Here is a 14699-nt window from a genome sequence, read left to right on the forward strand (position 1 = left end):
GGTTGAGGCGCATGCAGGACAGCCCGCGTTACTTTACACCAGCTGCTGGCCGGGTGCCGGCTTCAGGCGATCGCGAGCAGTGCGTGCTTGATATCCTCGAGCGAACGGAATCGAACGAGGCCACCGGCTGGTCCCTCCGGATGCAGGGAGAGGGGAGATTGCAGCCGATCGCTTTCGATCGCTTCCACCAGTTTCTCCCACTCCGCCGGCGTCAGTGCGAAAAGAGTCGATACCTCACCGCCAATTTGTTTCATTGCCACTCCCTGTCCTGTTTCCGCGAACCCGCCCAAGGCCAAGTTCGCGCCATCCGATGCCGAGGACGGCCGGTGCGTCCGCGCACCCCTCACCGTAGATCGCTTCTCATGCTACCAGCACCGGGCGGTCTGTCCGCCCCCAGGCCCTCGCCGGAGCCAACTCGGATCCGGCGCATTGGATTTCAAACACCCCGTCCACGACGCATCACTCGGCAGGGCGAGTGCGCTGGTCATGCGCCACCCGGAGGAAATGGAGCGCCGCCGCGATTTGCTGGCGCCATTGATCGAGAAACTCGAACAGCGCCGGAAAGTCCGGCGCCCGATCGTTCTGCTGCCAGACGAACAACTGAAGCCGGAAGGGCGCGCCGGGCGGTAGTAACGGACCTCGGCGGCAGTGCGCCCATGGCCGTCCGACCGTGCCATGAAGATGTTGTCGGTCATCGTCCTACGCCATCTGCACGAATGTGCGGGAGACCGAGGTCACCCGAGGACCGCAGCGCCTTTTCGGCTCTCATTCGCCTCTTTGCGCCTAGTGGCACCCGCGGTGCCGGCACGCAGGGGCGCGCAGAGCTGTCGGAAGCCCAACGCGCCAGGATCGCGCGTTTCACTTCGGGCTCCGGGCTCGGGTGGTGCGCGAATTCGAACGGGTGAAGAATGCGGGAGACGGGTTGCGACATGATCGTCCTCCTTTCCTTGGTCGCTCCTTTCTCGTGGCCTTCTGGCCGGGCAGAATTTTGGTGGATTGCGCGCCCTCGTCAAGGGCTTGGCTTGCGCCAGGTGTCCAGGATCGGAGGGTTTTATGCCGCGTTCTCACCGGGTGAAAAAAATCGGCGCTCCGGGTCTTGAACGGAAAAATCGAGGTTCCTAATTCGCCGCCGCCCGCCGCTGCTAGGGAGCGTCGGGCACATTGACATCATGCTTTTGCAACTGGAGGTTTTGCCATGCATTTCCGCCCCTTGCACGACCGTGTGGTCGTCCGCCGCATCGAAGCCGAGGAGAAGACCTCGGGCGGCATCATCATCCCCGACACCGCCAAGGAAAAGCCGCAGGAAGGCGAAGTCATCGCCGTCGGCCCGGGCGCGCGTGACGCCAATGGCACGCTCGTCGCCCTGTCGGTGAAGGCCGGCGACCATATCCTGTTCGGCAAATGGTCCGGCACCGAGGTCAAGATCGAGGGCGAGGACCTGCTCATCATGAAGGAGAGCGACATCCTCGGCGTGATCGAGGCGCAGGCCGAGCTCAAGCAGGCTGCGTGATCGCCCGATCCCTCAACATCTCAGGAAGGACATAAGAAAGGAGTTAGCCAAAATGGCTGCCAAGGAAGTGAAATTTGCGTCGGACGCGCGTGATCGCATGCTGCGCGGCGTGGATACGCTTGCGAATGCAGTGAAGGTCACGCTGGGGCCGAAAGGCCGCAACGTCGTGATCGAGAAGAGCTTCGGCGCGCCCCGCATCACCAAGGACGGCGTGACGGTCGCCAAGGAGATCGAACTCGCCGACAAGTTCGAGAATATGGGCGCGCAGATGCTGCGCGAGGTCGCCAACAAGCAGAACGACAAGGCGGGCGACGGTACCACCACCGCGACCGTGCTCGCCCAGGCGATCGTTCGCGAGGGCTCCAAGGCGGTCGCCGCGGGCATGAACCCGATGGACGTCAAGCGCGGCATCGACCTGGCGGTCGGTGCGGTCGTCAAGGATCTCGAAGCGCATGCCAGGCAGGTCAGCGCCAATAGCGAGATCGCCCAGGTCGCGACCATCTCGGCCAATGGCGACGAGGAAGTCGGCCGCATCCTGGCGGCGGCGATGGAGAAGGTCGGCAACGAGGGCGTGATCACCGTCGAGGAGGCCAAGAGCCTCGAGACCGAGCTCGAGACGGTCGAGGGCATGCAGTTCGACCGCGGCTATCTCTCGCCCTATTTCGTCACCAACCCCGAGAAGCTGCGCGCAGAGCTCGACGACCCCTATATCCTGATCCACGAGAAGAAGCTCGCCAACCTCCAGGCGCTGGTGCCGCTGCTCGAGAAGGTGGTCCAGTCGGGTCGCCCGCTGCTGATCATCGCGGAGGATGTCGAGGGCGAGGCGCTCGCCACGCTGGTGGTCAACAAGCTGCGCGGCGGCCTCAAGGTCGCCGCGGTCAAGGCGCCGGGCTTCGGCGATCGCCGTAAGGCGATGCTCGAGGACATCGCCGTGCTCACCGGCGGCAACGTGGTGAGCGAGGATCTCGGCACCAAGCTTGAGAATGTCACCATCTCGATGCTCGGGCGCGCCAAGAAGGTGGTGATCGACAAGGACAACACCACGATCATCGACGGCGTCGGCACCAAGGCCGACATCGACAGCCGCGTTGCCCAGATCCGCCAGCAGATCGAGGCGACCACCAGCGACTATGACCGCGAGAAGCTGCAGGAGCGGCTTGCCAAGCTCGCCGGCGGGGTCGCGGTGATCCGGGTCGGCGGCGCGACCGAGGTCGAGGTGAAGGAAAGGAAGGACCGCGTCGACGACGCGCTCCACGCCACCCGCGCCGCGGTCGAGGAAGGCATCCTGCCGGGTGGCGGCATCGCGCTGCTGCGCGCGCTGAAGGCGCTCGATGGCCTCAAGGCGGCGAATGACGACCAGCAGTCGGGTATCGACATCGTCCGCAGGGCGCTGCGCGCGCCCGCGCGCCAGATCGCCGACAATGCCGGCGAGGACGGCGCGTGGATCGTGGGCAAGCTGCTCGAGAGCGAGGACTATAACTGGGGCTTCAATGCCGCGACCGGCGAATATCAGGACCTGTTCGCGTCGGGCGTGATCGATCCGGCCAAGGTCGTGCGCACCGCGCTCCAGGACGCCGCTTCCGTGGCCTCGCTGCTGATCACCACCGAGGCGCTCGTCGCCGAGTTGCCGAAGGAGGAAAAGCCGGCAGCGATGCCCGCGATGGAGTATTGAGCGCTTGGGCCCGGCCGCTTGGCCGGGCCCATTTTGAATGGACGCACATCTTACCGTCCCTGGGGCGATATGGCCGCGAAATATCGGCCGGCCATCCCTTGGGTCGTCGAAAGGAAAGCGGCCGCACGGCCCACATGGGCGCCGGAGCCAAGGCGGGCACCCATGGTCGGGACCACCGATCGCGAGATCAGCAGCGACAGCGGATTGCGTGAGCCCTTGATCCAGGAACCCGACAAGGGCGGATCGCAGGAAGAATTCAAGCCAGGGAGAAAGCCGGACAGGACGCGAGGGCAAACTACACGTCCTGTCCGGATACAGGGACGGTGGTGACCGGACCCCATATGCGATGCCGTCTCCTTCCCAACGATGCGGCGCGGCTGCGGTTCCGGCCGCTGACCGGCGGCCCCAGGGCCGGCTGAGATAGCCCGCCTGCCTGACCCGGGTTGAAGCAGGGGAACATGCTTCTAATACGGCCCGCCGGACTTCGCGACCTCGGCGCGCCTCCGCGCAGCGCGTTCAGCCCTGCGCCGCTCTTGGCCAAAGCACCGATTTTCGCGCCTGATCGCGACGACGGTTTATCGCATCTCTATTTCGTGGCCCTCCGCGTTCGGGCGGCGGGATGAAGGAGGGGTTGCGATCGCCGAGCCCGGCACCGGAAGCGGGCGGCTTGAACTAGGCCGCAGACTCATAAATGCGGCCTTTCGGCAAACGCTCCAATGTCGGCCGTTGAGCGAAGAGGCGGCCGATCCAGAAGCGGTCAGGCTGTAAACGCCCCAATAACAGGCGCTATGTTTGTGACTGGCAGTCGCGAGGGTTGCCGCCTCCAAGCCTATTACTCCCGAGGTACCGGGCTGACATGCCAACCTCGCGCATCGCGCGCGCGGCCTCTCCAGCACGAAGCAGACATAGGGTCGCCAGCCAAGCGTGATGGCGTGCCTCGGATTGACCGCCCATTTCTTCCGCGGCCTGAAAATGACGATCCGCCAAGGCACTATAATAATCCACTGCATCGATCTTCATGGCATGCTCCAGTGCCCCATTTCATTTCACCGTTCTCAAGCAACAACCCAGCTTAGATGAGCCGATGCGAGCTAGTCTCATGCACACGCCATGTTTTTCAAATCTGTAAGATTGCACCCGTTACATTACTGAGTTGCTCAGGAATGCTTTGTTACGTGACATCGCCCCTGCTCATGAATTGGGCAAAATACTCAACCCAGGGGCGTCGGGATCGATTAAGGAATTTCGAATTGATCGAACAGGCTCGCGCATGTAACCAAGCGGAACTCGCAGAGCTGCGGCGTCAGGCGCGCGTGCTGACGAGCGGCGTGTTTGGCATGAGCGGCGACGCCGAGCTCTCCCAAATCGTTGAGCGGGTCGCCGCAGAGACCGGTTTTCCCTTTTCTGCAGTGTCTATCGTGGACCGCTCGACTCTGTGGCTGGCCGTCGCCTACGGCTTCGATCCCAGGGAGTTCGCCAGGCCCGACAGCTTCTGCGACGCCGCGATTGGAGTTCGCAATTACGCGCCTTTGTGTGTCCCCGATGCTTGGCACGAGCCACGCTTCAAGTTCGCTCCCGCCGTGCTCGAGATGAACGTGCGTGCCTATTTCGCCGCACCTCTGGTTACCAGCGATGGCTTTGCGCTGGGTACATTATGCCTTCTGGACCAGAAACCCAGGACCATGGACGCGAACGGCCTCGAACTCCTGAAATCCCTCGCAAGCCAGGCGACCGAGGTGATCGAGCGCGAGGCAAACGCGCTGGCATACGCCAAACATGCCATGGCCGAGCTCAGTACCCGTATCCGCTTCGCAGTTGCGGACCAGAATGACTCTGAGGTGGCCGTGCTCGACGAGGAACTTCGTCGGATGGAGGCGAAATTTGGGACTCATTGGAAATAGAAGCTCTGGCGCTGGCCGCGTGTAGCGCGCAAGAACGGCTGCCTTTTCGGGGATACGCCGGGAACTGTCGGGCGGCAGTCCACCCAATCAGCCGATTGACCGGGGATGCCGAATGCAGTCGTTTGTCGGTTCACGACCTGGCCTGCATGCTGCGTGGGATCCGAGTCTCGCGGCGTGCCGGAGGGACACCAGATTAGAGGCCAATTCCGGCCAGCGCATCCTGCAGTTCGCTCGCGCGAAACGGCTTGGTCAGCCGTGGCAGGTCGGGGGCAATCCCTTCGACATCGGCATAGCCCGACACGATCAGGCAGGGGAGCCCAGGCCGTATCCTCCCTACTGCCCTGACGAGCTGGGTCCCGTCCATGCCCGCCATGAGATGATCGGTCACGAGCAGGGCGAAATGCTCGCCCGCCTTGAGCAGGTTGAGTGCTGCCTGCGCCGATTCCGCCTCCACCACGTCGAACCCGCATTCCTCGAGCATGTGCGCCGTACTCGCACGAACTGCTTCCTCGTCATCGACGAGCAACGCCGTACCCCGCGGTCCGGCGCGAGCGATGGCCTCGTCGGAGCCGGCGGGCGACGGTATCGCGGCCTCCGCTGCGGCTGGAAGCCAGATCTCGACGTTCGTGCCGAGTCCCGGCGTGCTGAGGATGCGAAGGCCGCCGCCCAGCTGCTGCGCCAGTCCGTGAACCATTGAGAGCCCGAGACCCGTGCCTTTCCCAATCCCCTTGGTGGAGAAGAAGGGCTCGATGGCGCGCGCCAGCGTGTCCGAGTCCATACCAATCCCGCTGTCGGCCACCGAGATCATCACGTAGCGGCCGGGCCGCAGTTCGCCTTGCTCCTTGCCGCGCACGTCCCGCACGGTGGCGCCGATGCGAAGCGTCCCGCCCTCGGGCATCGCGTCGCGCGCGTTCACGCTCAGGTTCAACAGGGCCATCTCGACCTGGTTATAATCCGCCATCGCTGCGGGCAGATCGCTGGCCGCCTCGACCCGCACCTGAATCTGCGGGCCCGTCGTGCTCGCGATCAGGTCGCCCATGCCGGCGACCAGCGCACCTACGTCGATGGCGGTCGGCTGGAGCGGCTGGCGCCGCGCAAAGGCGAGCAGGCGCTGCACGAGGGTCCGCGCCCGCTCCGCCGACTGCAGCGCGCCCGCCACGAGCCGCTGCTCGCGCTCGTTGCCGAGCTGCTTGCGGCTGAGCAAGTCCAGCGAGCCGATGATGGGCGTCAGCAGATTGTTGAAGTCATGGGCCACGCCGCCGGTGAGCTGGCCGAGTGCCTCGACTTTCTGGGACTGGCGCAGCTGCTCTTCCGCCTGGGACAGCCGTCGCTGCTCGGCCATCCGCTCGGTGACGTCGTGCACGATCTGATAGGCGCCGATCCGCTGGCCCGAGCGGTCGCGCAGCACATTGAAGGTGATCTCGAAGAAGCGTCGCTCGCGCCCCGGGTCTCCGAATTCCTCGACCATGGTGAATTCCTCACCGGCCAGCGCGCGTCCCCAGGTCCGGCGCACCTGCTCGCGATGCTCCGGCAGGTGATCGAGCGCGTCGAGCATCGAGGTGCCGACGCTGGGCCGGATGCCATAGACGGCCTCGAAGGCCTTGGCGGCGGCGCGGTTCACCGCCAGCCAGCGATAGTCGAGATCGGCGACGAGGATGATCGCCGTGGTGTTCTCGACCACGTCGGCGAGCAGCTTGCGCTCGGCCAGTCCCTCGGCGACGCGTTGCTCGAGCGTCTGGTTCAGCTCGAGCAGCGCGCGCTCGGTCCGCTTGCGCGTCGTGATGTCGATCGCGGTGCCGATGATACGGACGCACCTGTCCCCTTCGAAGACGCCGCGGCCTTTTGCGGCGACCCAGCGGACGATACCGTCCTCCTTGCCGATCGTGCGATACTCGACGTCGTAAAGGGCACGCCGCGCCGGATCGGCGGCGGCGCCATAGGCCGCCACGGTCGCCTCAAAGTCCTCAGGGTGCAGCCCGGCGTAGAAATCCTTCATCGAGACAGGCACATCGGGAGAGATGCCGAACATCCCCTTCACCCGCGCCGGCCAGAACAGGGTGTCCGCGACCGTGTCGACGTCCCACTGCCCGATTTCGGCGGCATCCAGCGCCAGGCGAAGTTGCTCCTCGCTCGCGCGAAGATTGGCCTCGGCCGCGACCCGCTCGACATGTGCCCAGGATCGGCTCGTGACTTCGCGCATCACGGTCAGGTCATACTCGCTCCAGCGACGCGGCACTCTGTCATGGATGGCCATCAGGGCGGTCAGGCGGCCGTTCTTCACCAGCGGCATGCAAAGGGTGGCGGCGACACCGATGTCCTGGAAGGTCCTGGCCTCCTCGGGCGCGATTTCGACAAGGTTGTCGTTGATGACCAGCGGCCGGCCGGCGCCCAGCTCGCCGACCGCCAGCCGTCCGAAATCGGCCAGGCTGTAATGGCCCAGGATCGAAGGCGAGCCTTCGGCATGCCAGTTGCCGCGAATGGTGAAGCCATCCGCATCGGGATCCATGTCGGCATAGGCGCAGTTGGTGACGGACAGGTGCGACGCGATCATGCGCACGGTGACCGACAGGACCTGCTGCGCGTCCTGCAGCGGCGCGACCGCCTGGCCTAGCTCGTCCAGGAAGCGATAGAGTTCCTCGCTCCGCGCAAGCCGCCGCTCGGCAAGAATCCGCTGGGTGATATCGAAGACCAGCGCGAGCATGCCAACCGCCCGGCCGGTCGCATCGCGCACGGGAAGATATTCCAGGTCCATCCAGACCTGTTCGGGGCGGCCATGCCGCCAGAGCTCCAGCTCCTGGGCGTGAAAGCTGAGGGATTCGCCCCGCATCGCGGCATCCAGCACGCGCGCATTGAACGCGTGCGCCTCGGGCCAGACATCGAGCAGCTTGCCGCCGAGCGCCGCGGGATGGCGCGGGCCGCAGATCTCCGCATAGCCGTCATTGTAGAGGAGGACGCCGTCCGGCCCCCAGAGCAGGGCCATGGGCACGGGGGACGCCAGCACGATCTGGACATGGGCGAGCAGCGCGCTCGGCCAGTCCTCGATGGCGCCGAGCGGCGTTGCGCGCCAGTCCATCGAGCGAATGCGCTCGCCGGTATCCCCGCCGCCAACAAGGCCGGAAGATGTCACGATCTCGCTATCCCCCCTGGCCGGCGCGATCGCCTGCCGCCGATCCGCTCTTTGTTACAGCGTCGCGGTCCATGCGCCAGCGAGGCGCGCTGGCCCATCGCCGGGACAAGTCCGGGCGCGGGCGCGCGGCGGCCCGGATGCGGACCACCAGGCGGCAGGCATCCTCTGAAACGCCGCCTTGGCGTCCAGCGCGCATACCACACCCTCAGCCTTCCTTGTGGCCGAAGCCCCGTTCGACGGGACGTTCGCCGGGTGAATGGCGATCAAGCGCCACCCGGATGCGATCCGCCAGTTCCTGGCGGCGATAGGGCTTGCCGATCACGTCGAGACGGCTGCCCCGCGGAATGTCCGCGACCAGGTCCTCGTTATAGCCGGTGGTCATCAGGATGGGCGTTTCGGGCCGCAGCGCATGGAATTGCTCGACCAGTTCCAGGCCGCTCATGCCGCCAGGCATCACGATGTCGGTAAACAGGAGGTCGACCGGACGGTCTCCCAGCAGCGCCAAAGCTTCTTCGCCGCTCGATACGACCAGCACCGTGTAGCCGAGCGCCTCCAGCTGCTCCTGGGCAAGTGCGCGGACATCGTCGCTGTCCTCGACAAGCAGGATCGTCTCGCTGCCACCGGTGCTCGCCTTGTCGACACGCGGCGCGGGCGCGGCGACGCTCTGCGTTCCGGCCACCGGGAACAGCATGCGCACGGTGGTGCCGCGCCCCGGCTCGGAATCGATCTCGAGGCGCCCGCGCGACTGCTGGAGGAATCCGTGGACCATCGCGAGGCCGAGCCCGGTACCCCGCTCGCTGCCCTTGGTGGTGAAGAAGGGTTCGGTGGCGCGCTGGCGCACCTCCTCGCTCATGCCACTGCCCTCGTCGGTGATCGCGAGCACGACATAGTCGCCCTCGGGCAGCTGATGCGCGGCGGCATTGCCGTTGAGCTTCCACAGTTCGGTCGCGATCGTCACCTTGCCGCCCTGGGGCATGGCGTCGCGCGCGTTGAGCAGGACATTGAGGACGGCCATCTCGAGATGCGTCGCATCGATGTCGATCTCGGGCAGCCGGCGCTCGAGCGCAGTGACCAGGCGAACCTGCGCGCCGACGGTGTTGTCGATGAGGTCGCCGAACTCGTGGATCAGGGTGTTGAGGTCGGTCCGCCTGGGCTCGAGGCGGGTCTTGCGGGCGAAGGCGAGCAGCTGGCGGGTCAGGCGCGAGCCTCGATCGGCGGCGCGCGCCGCGTTGGCGACCAGCCGGTGCTGCCGATCGGTGAGCGCGTCGCCCTGCAGCATGTCGAGGTTGCCGGCGACGACCTGGAGCAGGTTATTGAAGTCGTGCGCGAGCCCGGCGGTGAGCTGGCCGATGGCCTCCATCTTCTGCGCTTGGCGGAAGGCCTGCTCGGAGGAACGACGGCGCGTCACGTCGAGCTGGCTGGCGAAGAAATATATCAGCTGGCCGTCGGCATCGTAGACGGGAGCGACGAACACCGCGTTCCAGAAGGCCGAGCCGTCGCGGCGATAGTTGAGGATCTCGATCGATATCGCTTCCTCGGCGGCGATCGCATCGCGCAGCTCGCGGACGGTCTCGCGATCGGTGTCGGTGCCCTGCAGGAAGCGGCAATTGCGGCCAACGACCTCGGCCTCTTCATAACCGGTCAGGTCGAGAAAGGCCTTGTTCGAGAAGACGATCGGATTGTCGTCCTGCCGGGGGTCGGTCAGGATCATCGGCATGCGCGTCATCTGGAGCGCCGCGAAGAACACGGTGCCGCGCTGGTCGAGGCCGGGCTCGGCAACGGTCGAGCGCTTCCAGTGCTGCTGCCCCTTGTTGCCCGTGGGGCTGTACGACGTGGGGTCCTTGAGATTGCCCGCCGGCTCGCCGGTCGCTTCCTGGGCAGTGTCGGCTTCGCCGCTGTCCTTGCTGCTCACCATTGTCCTCGAAGAAAAGTCTATGGCAAGAATGTTCCCGGAGCGTTTCGGTTTCCATGCGCGCGCAAATCCGCCGCAAGGTCCGCCACGGGCGACCGCCATCGAACCGGGAGACCGACACCGCCGCGGGCCTTCCCCGCAAGGCGGGGCCTCACGCGAGAATCGTGGCGCACCCGCCGGAAGGGCTTTCGCCGCCGGCATGCCCCGCTATCAGCCGGCCATGGCAAAGTACGATCCCCTCCGCGATCACCTCAAGTCCGATGGCAGGCCGCTGATCACCCTCTCGTTCACGACCATCTCCCGCCTGGTCGGCGGCCTGCCTGATTCCGCCTCGGACTACCGGTCGTGGTGGTCCAACCAGCGAGGCAGTTCGCGCTATGTCCAGGCGCGCGCCTGGCGCGATGCCGGCTATATCGCCGAGCCGGACCTGATGAGCCAGATGGTGCTGTTTCGCAGGGGCTGATCCCGGCGCCTGCCCCCGCCGTTTCGGCTTGGGCAATGTCCGGGCACGGGGAACGAAGGCATGGCACCGGCATTGTCCTGACGATGACGTCGTTGGCGGCACAACTGAACCGGGACTATGCGATCGGGCTGGCACGTGCCTTTGCCGGTGCGATCCTTTTCGGGCTGCCGCTGCTGATGACGATGGAGATGTGGGCGATCGGCCTGCACATCGCGCCGGCGCGCCTGTTGCTGTTCCTGCTCTTCAACTTCGCGGTGCTGGTGGTGCTGTCGCGCTTCGGGGGCTTCGAGCGGACCGCGACGCTGACCGAGGACGTGCTCGATGCCCTGGCGGCCCAGGCGGTCGGCATGATCGCCTCGATCGCGATCCTCGCCCTGTTCGGGCTCCTGCGCCTAGATCTCCCGTTCGACGCCGCGCTCGGGCAGGTCGCGATCCAGTGCGTGCCCGCCAGCTTCGGCGCGATGATCGCGCGCAAGCAACTGGGCTCGGGCGAAGGGGACGAGGACGAGAGCCTTGCGCATCGATCGGCCGGCTATGCCGGGCAATTGTTCCTGATGCTCACGGGCGCGCTGTTCTTCGCCTTCAACGTCGCACCGACCGAGGAGATGATATTGATCGCGTACAAGATGAGCGCCGGACATGCCCTGGCGCTCGTTCTCGCCTCGCTCGTTCTGCTGCACATCCTGGTGTTCACGGTCGGACTGGCGGGACAGGAAGCCGGCCCGGAAGGCGCTGCGCCCCTGCGCCTGTTCCTGGTCTTTACCGTTCCCGGCTATGCCATCGCGCTGCTGGTCAGCCTCTATGTGCTTTGGACCTTCGGCAGCCTCGACGGGCAGGACAGCTTCACCATCGCGCGCATCGTCGTCGTGCTCGGCTTTCCCGCCGCGACCGGGGCCGCGATCGCGCGGCTGGTGGTCTGACCATGGCAAGGCGCGAACCGCATGCACGAACCTCGGCGCTCGAATGGGCATCGGCGGCGCTCGGCCTGGCCGTGCTGCTGCTGGTGTTCGGCGTGATCGGCGCCGACCTCCGGCGCGGGGGCGCCACCCCGCCGGCGATCACCGTCGAGGTGCGTGAAGTAGCAGCATCGGGGCAAGGGTTCGTGGTCGTATTCGAGGCGATCAACCGCGGCGGCACCGCTGCTTCGGTAGAGATCGAAGGCACGCTGTCCGTCCCCGGCAAGCCGTCCGAGACGGCAAGCGCGACGCTCGACTATGTCGCGGCTGGCGCCCGGGTCGAGGGCGGGCTCATGTTCGCACAGGACCCGCGCCAGGGCAGGCTCAGGTTGCGGGCGCTCGGCTATCAGGACCCGTGACGGACCGCCGCCCTGCTCTCGGGCATCGGGGGAATTCCTCATCCGCTGGTCGGCCGCGCGGCGCCAGGCACCGACGAACCGGCGAAGCACGATTAGCAGCGCGCCGAAGGGCAGGCGCCGTTCGCTATGCCCGTCCGGCGCTGCCTTGGGACCCTGCCGCCTCTGAAGCGTTGGACCTGTACGCAGTTGCACGGAGAGGTCTCAGATGCGCGACGATCAGGAACGAGGCGGCGGAGCAAAGCCAGGCGACACACCCGCTGACACGCAGGAAATGAATGACGAAAACACAGCGACGCGGTCCGGCAAGCAGCAGCCCGCCGACGACGGCCTCAAGCCCGAGAACGTTAACCCGCTCGCACCGCCGATCAACATCGAAGGCGGGGGCTGAACCGACCCGTCAGCCGGAAGGGGAAGGCACTCCCACGGCGACCAGACCCGGCAAGGCACGGGCGTCTCGGATTGGCCCTTATTCCGGGGTTTCAGTCCCTGCTGGCAGGCACGATGGCGGCAAGACGGCCTGCTCGGGGGGGGGCGGTACCAGGACCGCGCAAATGGACAGAAGTCAGCTACTACGATCCGGCCCGCGGCCGGGAAACTCTTTCTTCGAGACTCCCGGCCATCATTAAAGGGCGCAGTCGCTTTGCCCTTGCACCCGCACGAGAGACTGGGCCGCACTGCCTGAGGCTTGCTAGGTCAAGCGCGGACCTTTCGGTCCACTTCCCGGTCCGCGCGATCATGCGGCGTCCAGTTCCCTGCTGATCTCGGCTGAGAAAAAGGATAGGGGATTTCGAGCCAGTGCGCCTCAGCATCGGACGTGCCGGCGTATAGTCTGGTTACCGGCCCGATGCATTCGATCCCCGACGAGAACACGACATCGGCGAGGTCCGGCCGTTTCGCCGCGCCGGGTGAGAACTGATTGCGAGCGGCGATGATCCGATAGTCACGCCACCGGCGCGTGGCGGGATCGAATGTGAACGCGATCGCATGGTAGCGGCGATGGCCGGTGCTATCGTCCTCCTCGAAATAGGCGGCGTGTGCGACGATCCCGATTTCGCCATTCTCGAGCAGATGTGTTTCGTTGGCGCCGCCCCAGTCATGCGGATGGAACATGTCCTCGATCATCGGCGCGCCTTCGATCGCCTCGACGGTCAGGTCGTCGAGAGTTGGCACCTCGGTGTAGCCGATCATGCCGCGCTCGCCCCACAGCCCGCGCGGGCGGGTGAAGATGCCCACCCGGCCATCGGACAACTCGCACAGGCGAATGTCTTTCATGCCCATGGGCCCGGCGAAGAACCGGCGTAGCTCAAAGATGTTCTGTCCCCGGTAGAATACGGTGCGCCATATCAGCCCGATCTGCTCATGGCTGATCTCGACGCCGCCAAAGACAATCTCGCCGGCGACCTGGGTGACGAACGGATCCTGCAGCTTCAGATGCGGCGCGCCATCGATCGGGTGCCAAACCTCGCCGCACTCCTCGAAGAAGATCGCGGTCGAGTCCTCGCTGTCGCGGCGCTCCACCCGGCCGGCGATCACCCTGCGCCCGGCGGAGTGAAAGGGAGCGGTGATGTTGTAGACGTCGCGCCCATCGACACCGGTGAAATGCAGCTTTGCGGTCAGCGGCGCCTGCGCGGAAGCTGCGGCAAAGGCGTCGTAGTGCACGCTCACGCGCGTGATGCTCCGGCGATCCACGGTCGTTCTTCTCCCTGAAATCAGTTTGTCGGCGCTTCGGCGTCAGACGCCCATCGCTTCCCAAAGATCGGCGAGCGCCATCGTGCCCAGCGCCATCACCCGGTCGGCGGCGCCATAATAGACCCGCAGTTCCCCTCCCTCGATCAAGGCTCCGCAGCTGAACAGGACATTGTCGAAGAAACCGTGCAGTTCGTAGGATTCGGTCGGCTCGGCGAGCGGGTGGGCGAGGCGGGCGCGGACGATGCGCGGATCCTCGATATCGAGCAGTAGCGCACCCAGGCTGTAGCGCTGACCGGCATCGACGCCGTGATAGATCTGCAGCCAGCCCCTGTCTGTCTCGAGCATCTGGGCCCCGCCGCCGATCTTGTTGCTTTCCCAGCCTGTCCCCAGGCACCCCGCGAGATGCTGATGCGCGCCCCAGTGGATCAGGTCGGGCGAGCGGGCTATCCAGATTTCCGGCGCTCCGAAGTGGAGCGGGGCGGGCCGGTGGAGGCACCAGTAGCTGCCGTCGATCCGGCGCGGGAACAGGCAGACGTCGCGATTGTCGGGCGCGTGGATGATGCCAAGCCGCTCGACCCGCAGGAAGTCGTCGGTCACCGCGAGCGCGGTCGCGATGCCGAGGTCGGACACGGCGGTGTAGTTGATATAGCAGCGCCCCTCGATCACCGTGAGCCGCGCATCCTCGCAACCATAGCGCTCCGTCGCGTCGGCGGGAAAGAGCAGCGGCGTGTCCGCGACGGTGAAGTGTACGCCATCGCTGCTCCGGGCGATGCGCAGATGCGACATCGAGGTGAGGTGGACGCGGCGCGGGTCGGCGCGGGAAACGATCACTCGTGGATCCGAAAAATCATAGTCCGGATCTTCGGTGCGAAAGGTTCGTGTCGTGCAGCGCCAGCCATCGCCCAACTGCTCGAGCAGCGGCACCCGGACTTCGCCCGCACCCGCGTGCGCCACGCTCTCCGCGATGCGCACAAGCATGATCGTCTCGCCGCCCATGCGGGCGACGCCGGCGTTGAAGGTGCAATCGACTTTCCAGTCCGGTCGGCTGGGCCGAACATCCTCGGGGGCCAGGATCGGGTTGTCGGGCCAGCGCTTCAACATGCAGTTTCC

Annotated in this window: 13 protein-coding genes; 7 read left to right on the forward strand and 6 right to left on the reverse strand. The window is 65.8% G+C overall.

Annotated elements, in window-relative coordinates:
- Positions 1 to 62: 62 nt before the first annotated feature.
- Both J2W22_RS07840 and J2W22_RS07845 read right to left on the reverse strand, forming a co-directional pair.
- Entirely contained in the window at positions 63 to 254 is a 192-nt protein-coding gene (locus tag J2W22_RS07840) for a hypothetical protein (protein WP_307117671.1), read from the reverse strand.
- Positions 255 to 459: 205 nt separating this feature from the next.
- Positions 460 to 600: a hypothetical protein gene (locus J2W22_RS07845; protein WP_307117672.1), complete on the reverse strand. Its 141-nt coding sequence runs from the start codon at positions 598 to 600 to the stop codon at positions 460 to 462.
- Between the two features lie 595 nt (positions 601 to 1195).
- Between J2W22_RS07845 and groES the strand changes: the two genes are divergently transcribed.
- The 3 genes from groES to J2W22_RS07865 all read left to right on the forward strand — a co-directional run bounded on the left by groES (position 1196) and on the right by J2W22_RS07865 (position 5083).
- Positions 1196 to 1510 carry a co-chaperone GroES gene (gene groES, locus J2W22_RS07855; protein ID WP_307117674.1) on the forward strand — a complete coding sequence of 105 codons (315 nt, stop codon included), beginning with the start codon at positions 1196 to 1198 and terminating at the stop codon, positions 1508 to 1510.
- A 52-nt stretch (positions 1511 to 1562) separates the two neighbouring features.
- A complete protein-coding gene (gene groL, locus J2W22_RS07860) occupies positions 1563 to 3182 on the forward strand; it encodes a chaperonin GroEL (protein ID WP_269574056.1) in 1620 nt (539 codons plus the stop codon).
- A 1250-nt stretch (positions 3183 to 4432) separates the two neighbouring features.
- Positions 4433 to 5083, forward strand: a complete 651-nt coding sequence (locus J2W22_RS07865) for a GAF domain-containing protein (RefSeq protein ID WP_307117675.1) — start codon at positions 4433 to 4435, stop codon at positions 5081 to 5083.
- A 193-nt stretch (positions 5084 to 5276) separates the two neighbouring features.
- On the opposite strand, the gene J2W22_RS07870 is transcribed toward J2W22_RS07865, so the two are convergent.
- Positions 5277 to 8210 (reverse strand): PAS domain-containing protein, encoded by a 2934-nt coding sequence (locus J2W22_RS07870; protein WP_307117676.1) that lies wholly within the window; start codon positions 8208 to 8210, stop codon positions 5277 to 5279.
- Between the two features lie 205 nt (positions 8211 to 8415).
- Entirely contained in the window at positions 8416 to 10125 is a 1710-nt protein-coding gene (locus tag J2W22_RS07875; protein ID WP_373422947.1) for a histidine kinase famiy protein, read from the reverse strand.
- Positions 10126 to 10321: 196 nt separating this feature from the next.
- On the opposite strand from J2W22_RS07875, the gene J2W22_RS07880 reads away from it, so the two are divergent.
- The 4 genes from J2W22_RS07880 to J2W22_RS07895 all read left to right on the forward strand — a co-directional run bounded on the left by J2W22_RS07880 (position 10322) and on the right by J2W22_RS07895 (position 12288).
- Complete coding sequence (locus J2W22_RS07880; RefSeq protein WP_307117678.1) at positions 10322 to 10585, forward strand: DUF7662 domain-containing protein; 264 nt, start codon at positions 10322 to 10324, stop codon at positions 10583 to 10585.
- Positions 10586 to 10677: 92 nt separating this feature from the next.
- Positions 10678 to 11505, forward strand: a complete 828-nt coding sequence (locus J2W22_RS07885; protein WP_307117679.1) for a TIGR02587 family membrane protein — start codon at positions 10678 to 10680, stop codon at positions 11503 to 11505.
- A gap of 2 nt (positions 11506 to 11507) precedes the next feature.
- Complete coding sequence (locus J2W22_RS07890) at positions 11508 to 11900, forward strand: hypothetical protein (protein WP_307117680.1); 393 nt, start codon at positions 11508 to 11510, stop codon at positions 11898 to 11900.
- Positions 11901 to 12105: 205 nt separating this feature from the next.
- Positions 12106 to 12288 (forward strand): hypothetical protein, encoded by a 183-nt coding sequence (locus J2W22_RS07895; protein ID WP_307117681.1) that lies wholly within the window; start codon positions 12106 to 12108, stop codon positions 12286 to 12288.
- Positions 12289 to 12593: 305 nt separating this feature from the next.
- Here J2W22_RS07895 and J2W22_RS07900 read toward each other — a convergent pair whose 3' ends face one another.
- Both J2W22_RS07900 and J2W22_RS07905 read right to left on the reverse strand, forming a co-directional pair.
- Positions 12594 to 13565, reverse strand: a complete 972-nt coding sequence (locus J2W22_RS07900; RefSeq protein ID WP_307117682.1) for a DUF1861 family protein — start codon at positions 13563 to 13565, stop codon at positions 12594 to 12596.
- A 66-nt stretch (positions 13566 to 13631) separates the two neighbouring features.
- Positions 13632 to 14690 carry a glycoside hydrolase family 130 protein gene (locus J2W22_RS07905; RefSeq protein WP_307117683.1) on the reverse strand — a complete coding sequence of 353 codons (1059 nt, stop codon included), beginning with the start codon at positions 14688 to 14690 and terminating at the stop codon, positions 13632 to 13634.
- Positions 14691 to 14699 lie beyond the last annotated feature (9 nt).

The sequence above is a fragment of the Sphingomonas kyeonggiensis genome (assembly GCF_030812785.1).
In the GTDB taxonomy this organism is placed as follows: Bacteria; Pseudomonadota; Alphaproteobacteria; order Sphingomonadales; family Sphingomonadaceae; genus Sphingomonas; species Sphingomonas kyeonggiensis_B.

Coding starts and splice junctions, on each gene's coding strand:
- groL (WP_269574056.1), top strand. CDS start 1,563: ATGGCTGCCAAGGAAGTGAAATTTGCGTCGGACGCGCGTGATCGCATG.
- J2W22_RS07880 (WP_307117678.1), top strand. CDS start 10,322: ATGCCCCGCTATCAGCCGGCCATGGCAAAGTACGATCCCCTCCGCGAT.
- J2W22_RS07840 (WP_307117671.1), bottom strand. CDS start 254: ATGAAACAAATTGGCGGTGAGGTATCGACTCTTTTCGCACTGACGCCG.
- J2W22_RS07905 (WP_307117683.1), bottom strand. CDS start 14,690: ATGTTGAAGCGCTGGCCCGACAACCCGATCCTGGCCCCCGAGGATGTT.
- J2W22_RS07895 (WP_307117681.1), top strand. CDS start 12,106: ATGCGCGACGATCAGGAACGAGGCGGCGGAGCAAAGCCAGGCGACACA.
- J2W22_RS07890 (WP_307117680.1), top strand. CDS start 11,508: ATGGCAAGGCGCGAACCGCATGCACGAACCTCGGCGCTCGAATGGGCA.
- groES (WP_307117674.1), top strand. CDS start 1,196: ATGCATTTCCGCCCCTTGCACGACCGTGTGGTCGTCCGCCGCATCGAA.
- J2W22_RS07875 (WP_373422947.1), bottom strand. CDS start 10,125: ATGGTGAGCAGCAAGGACAGCGGCGAAGCCGACACTGCCCAGGAAGCG.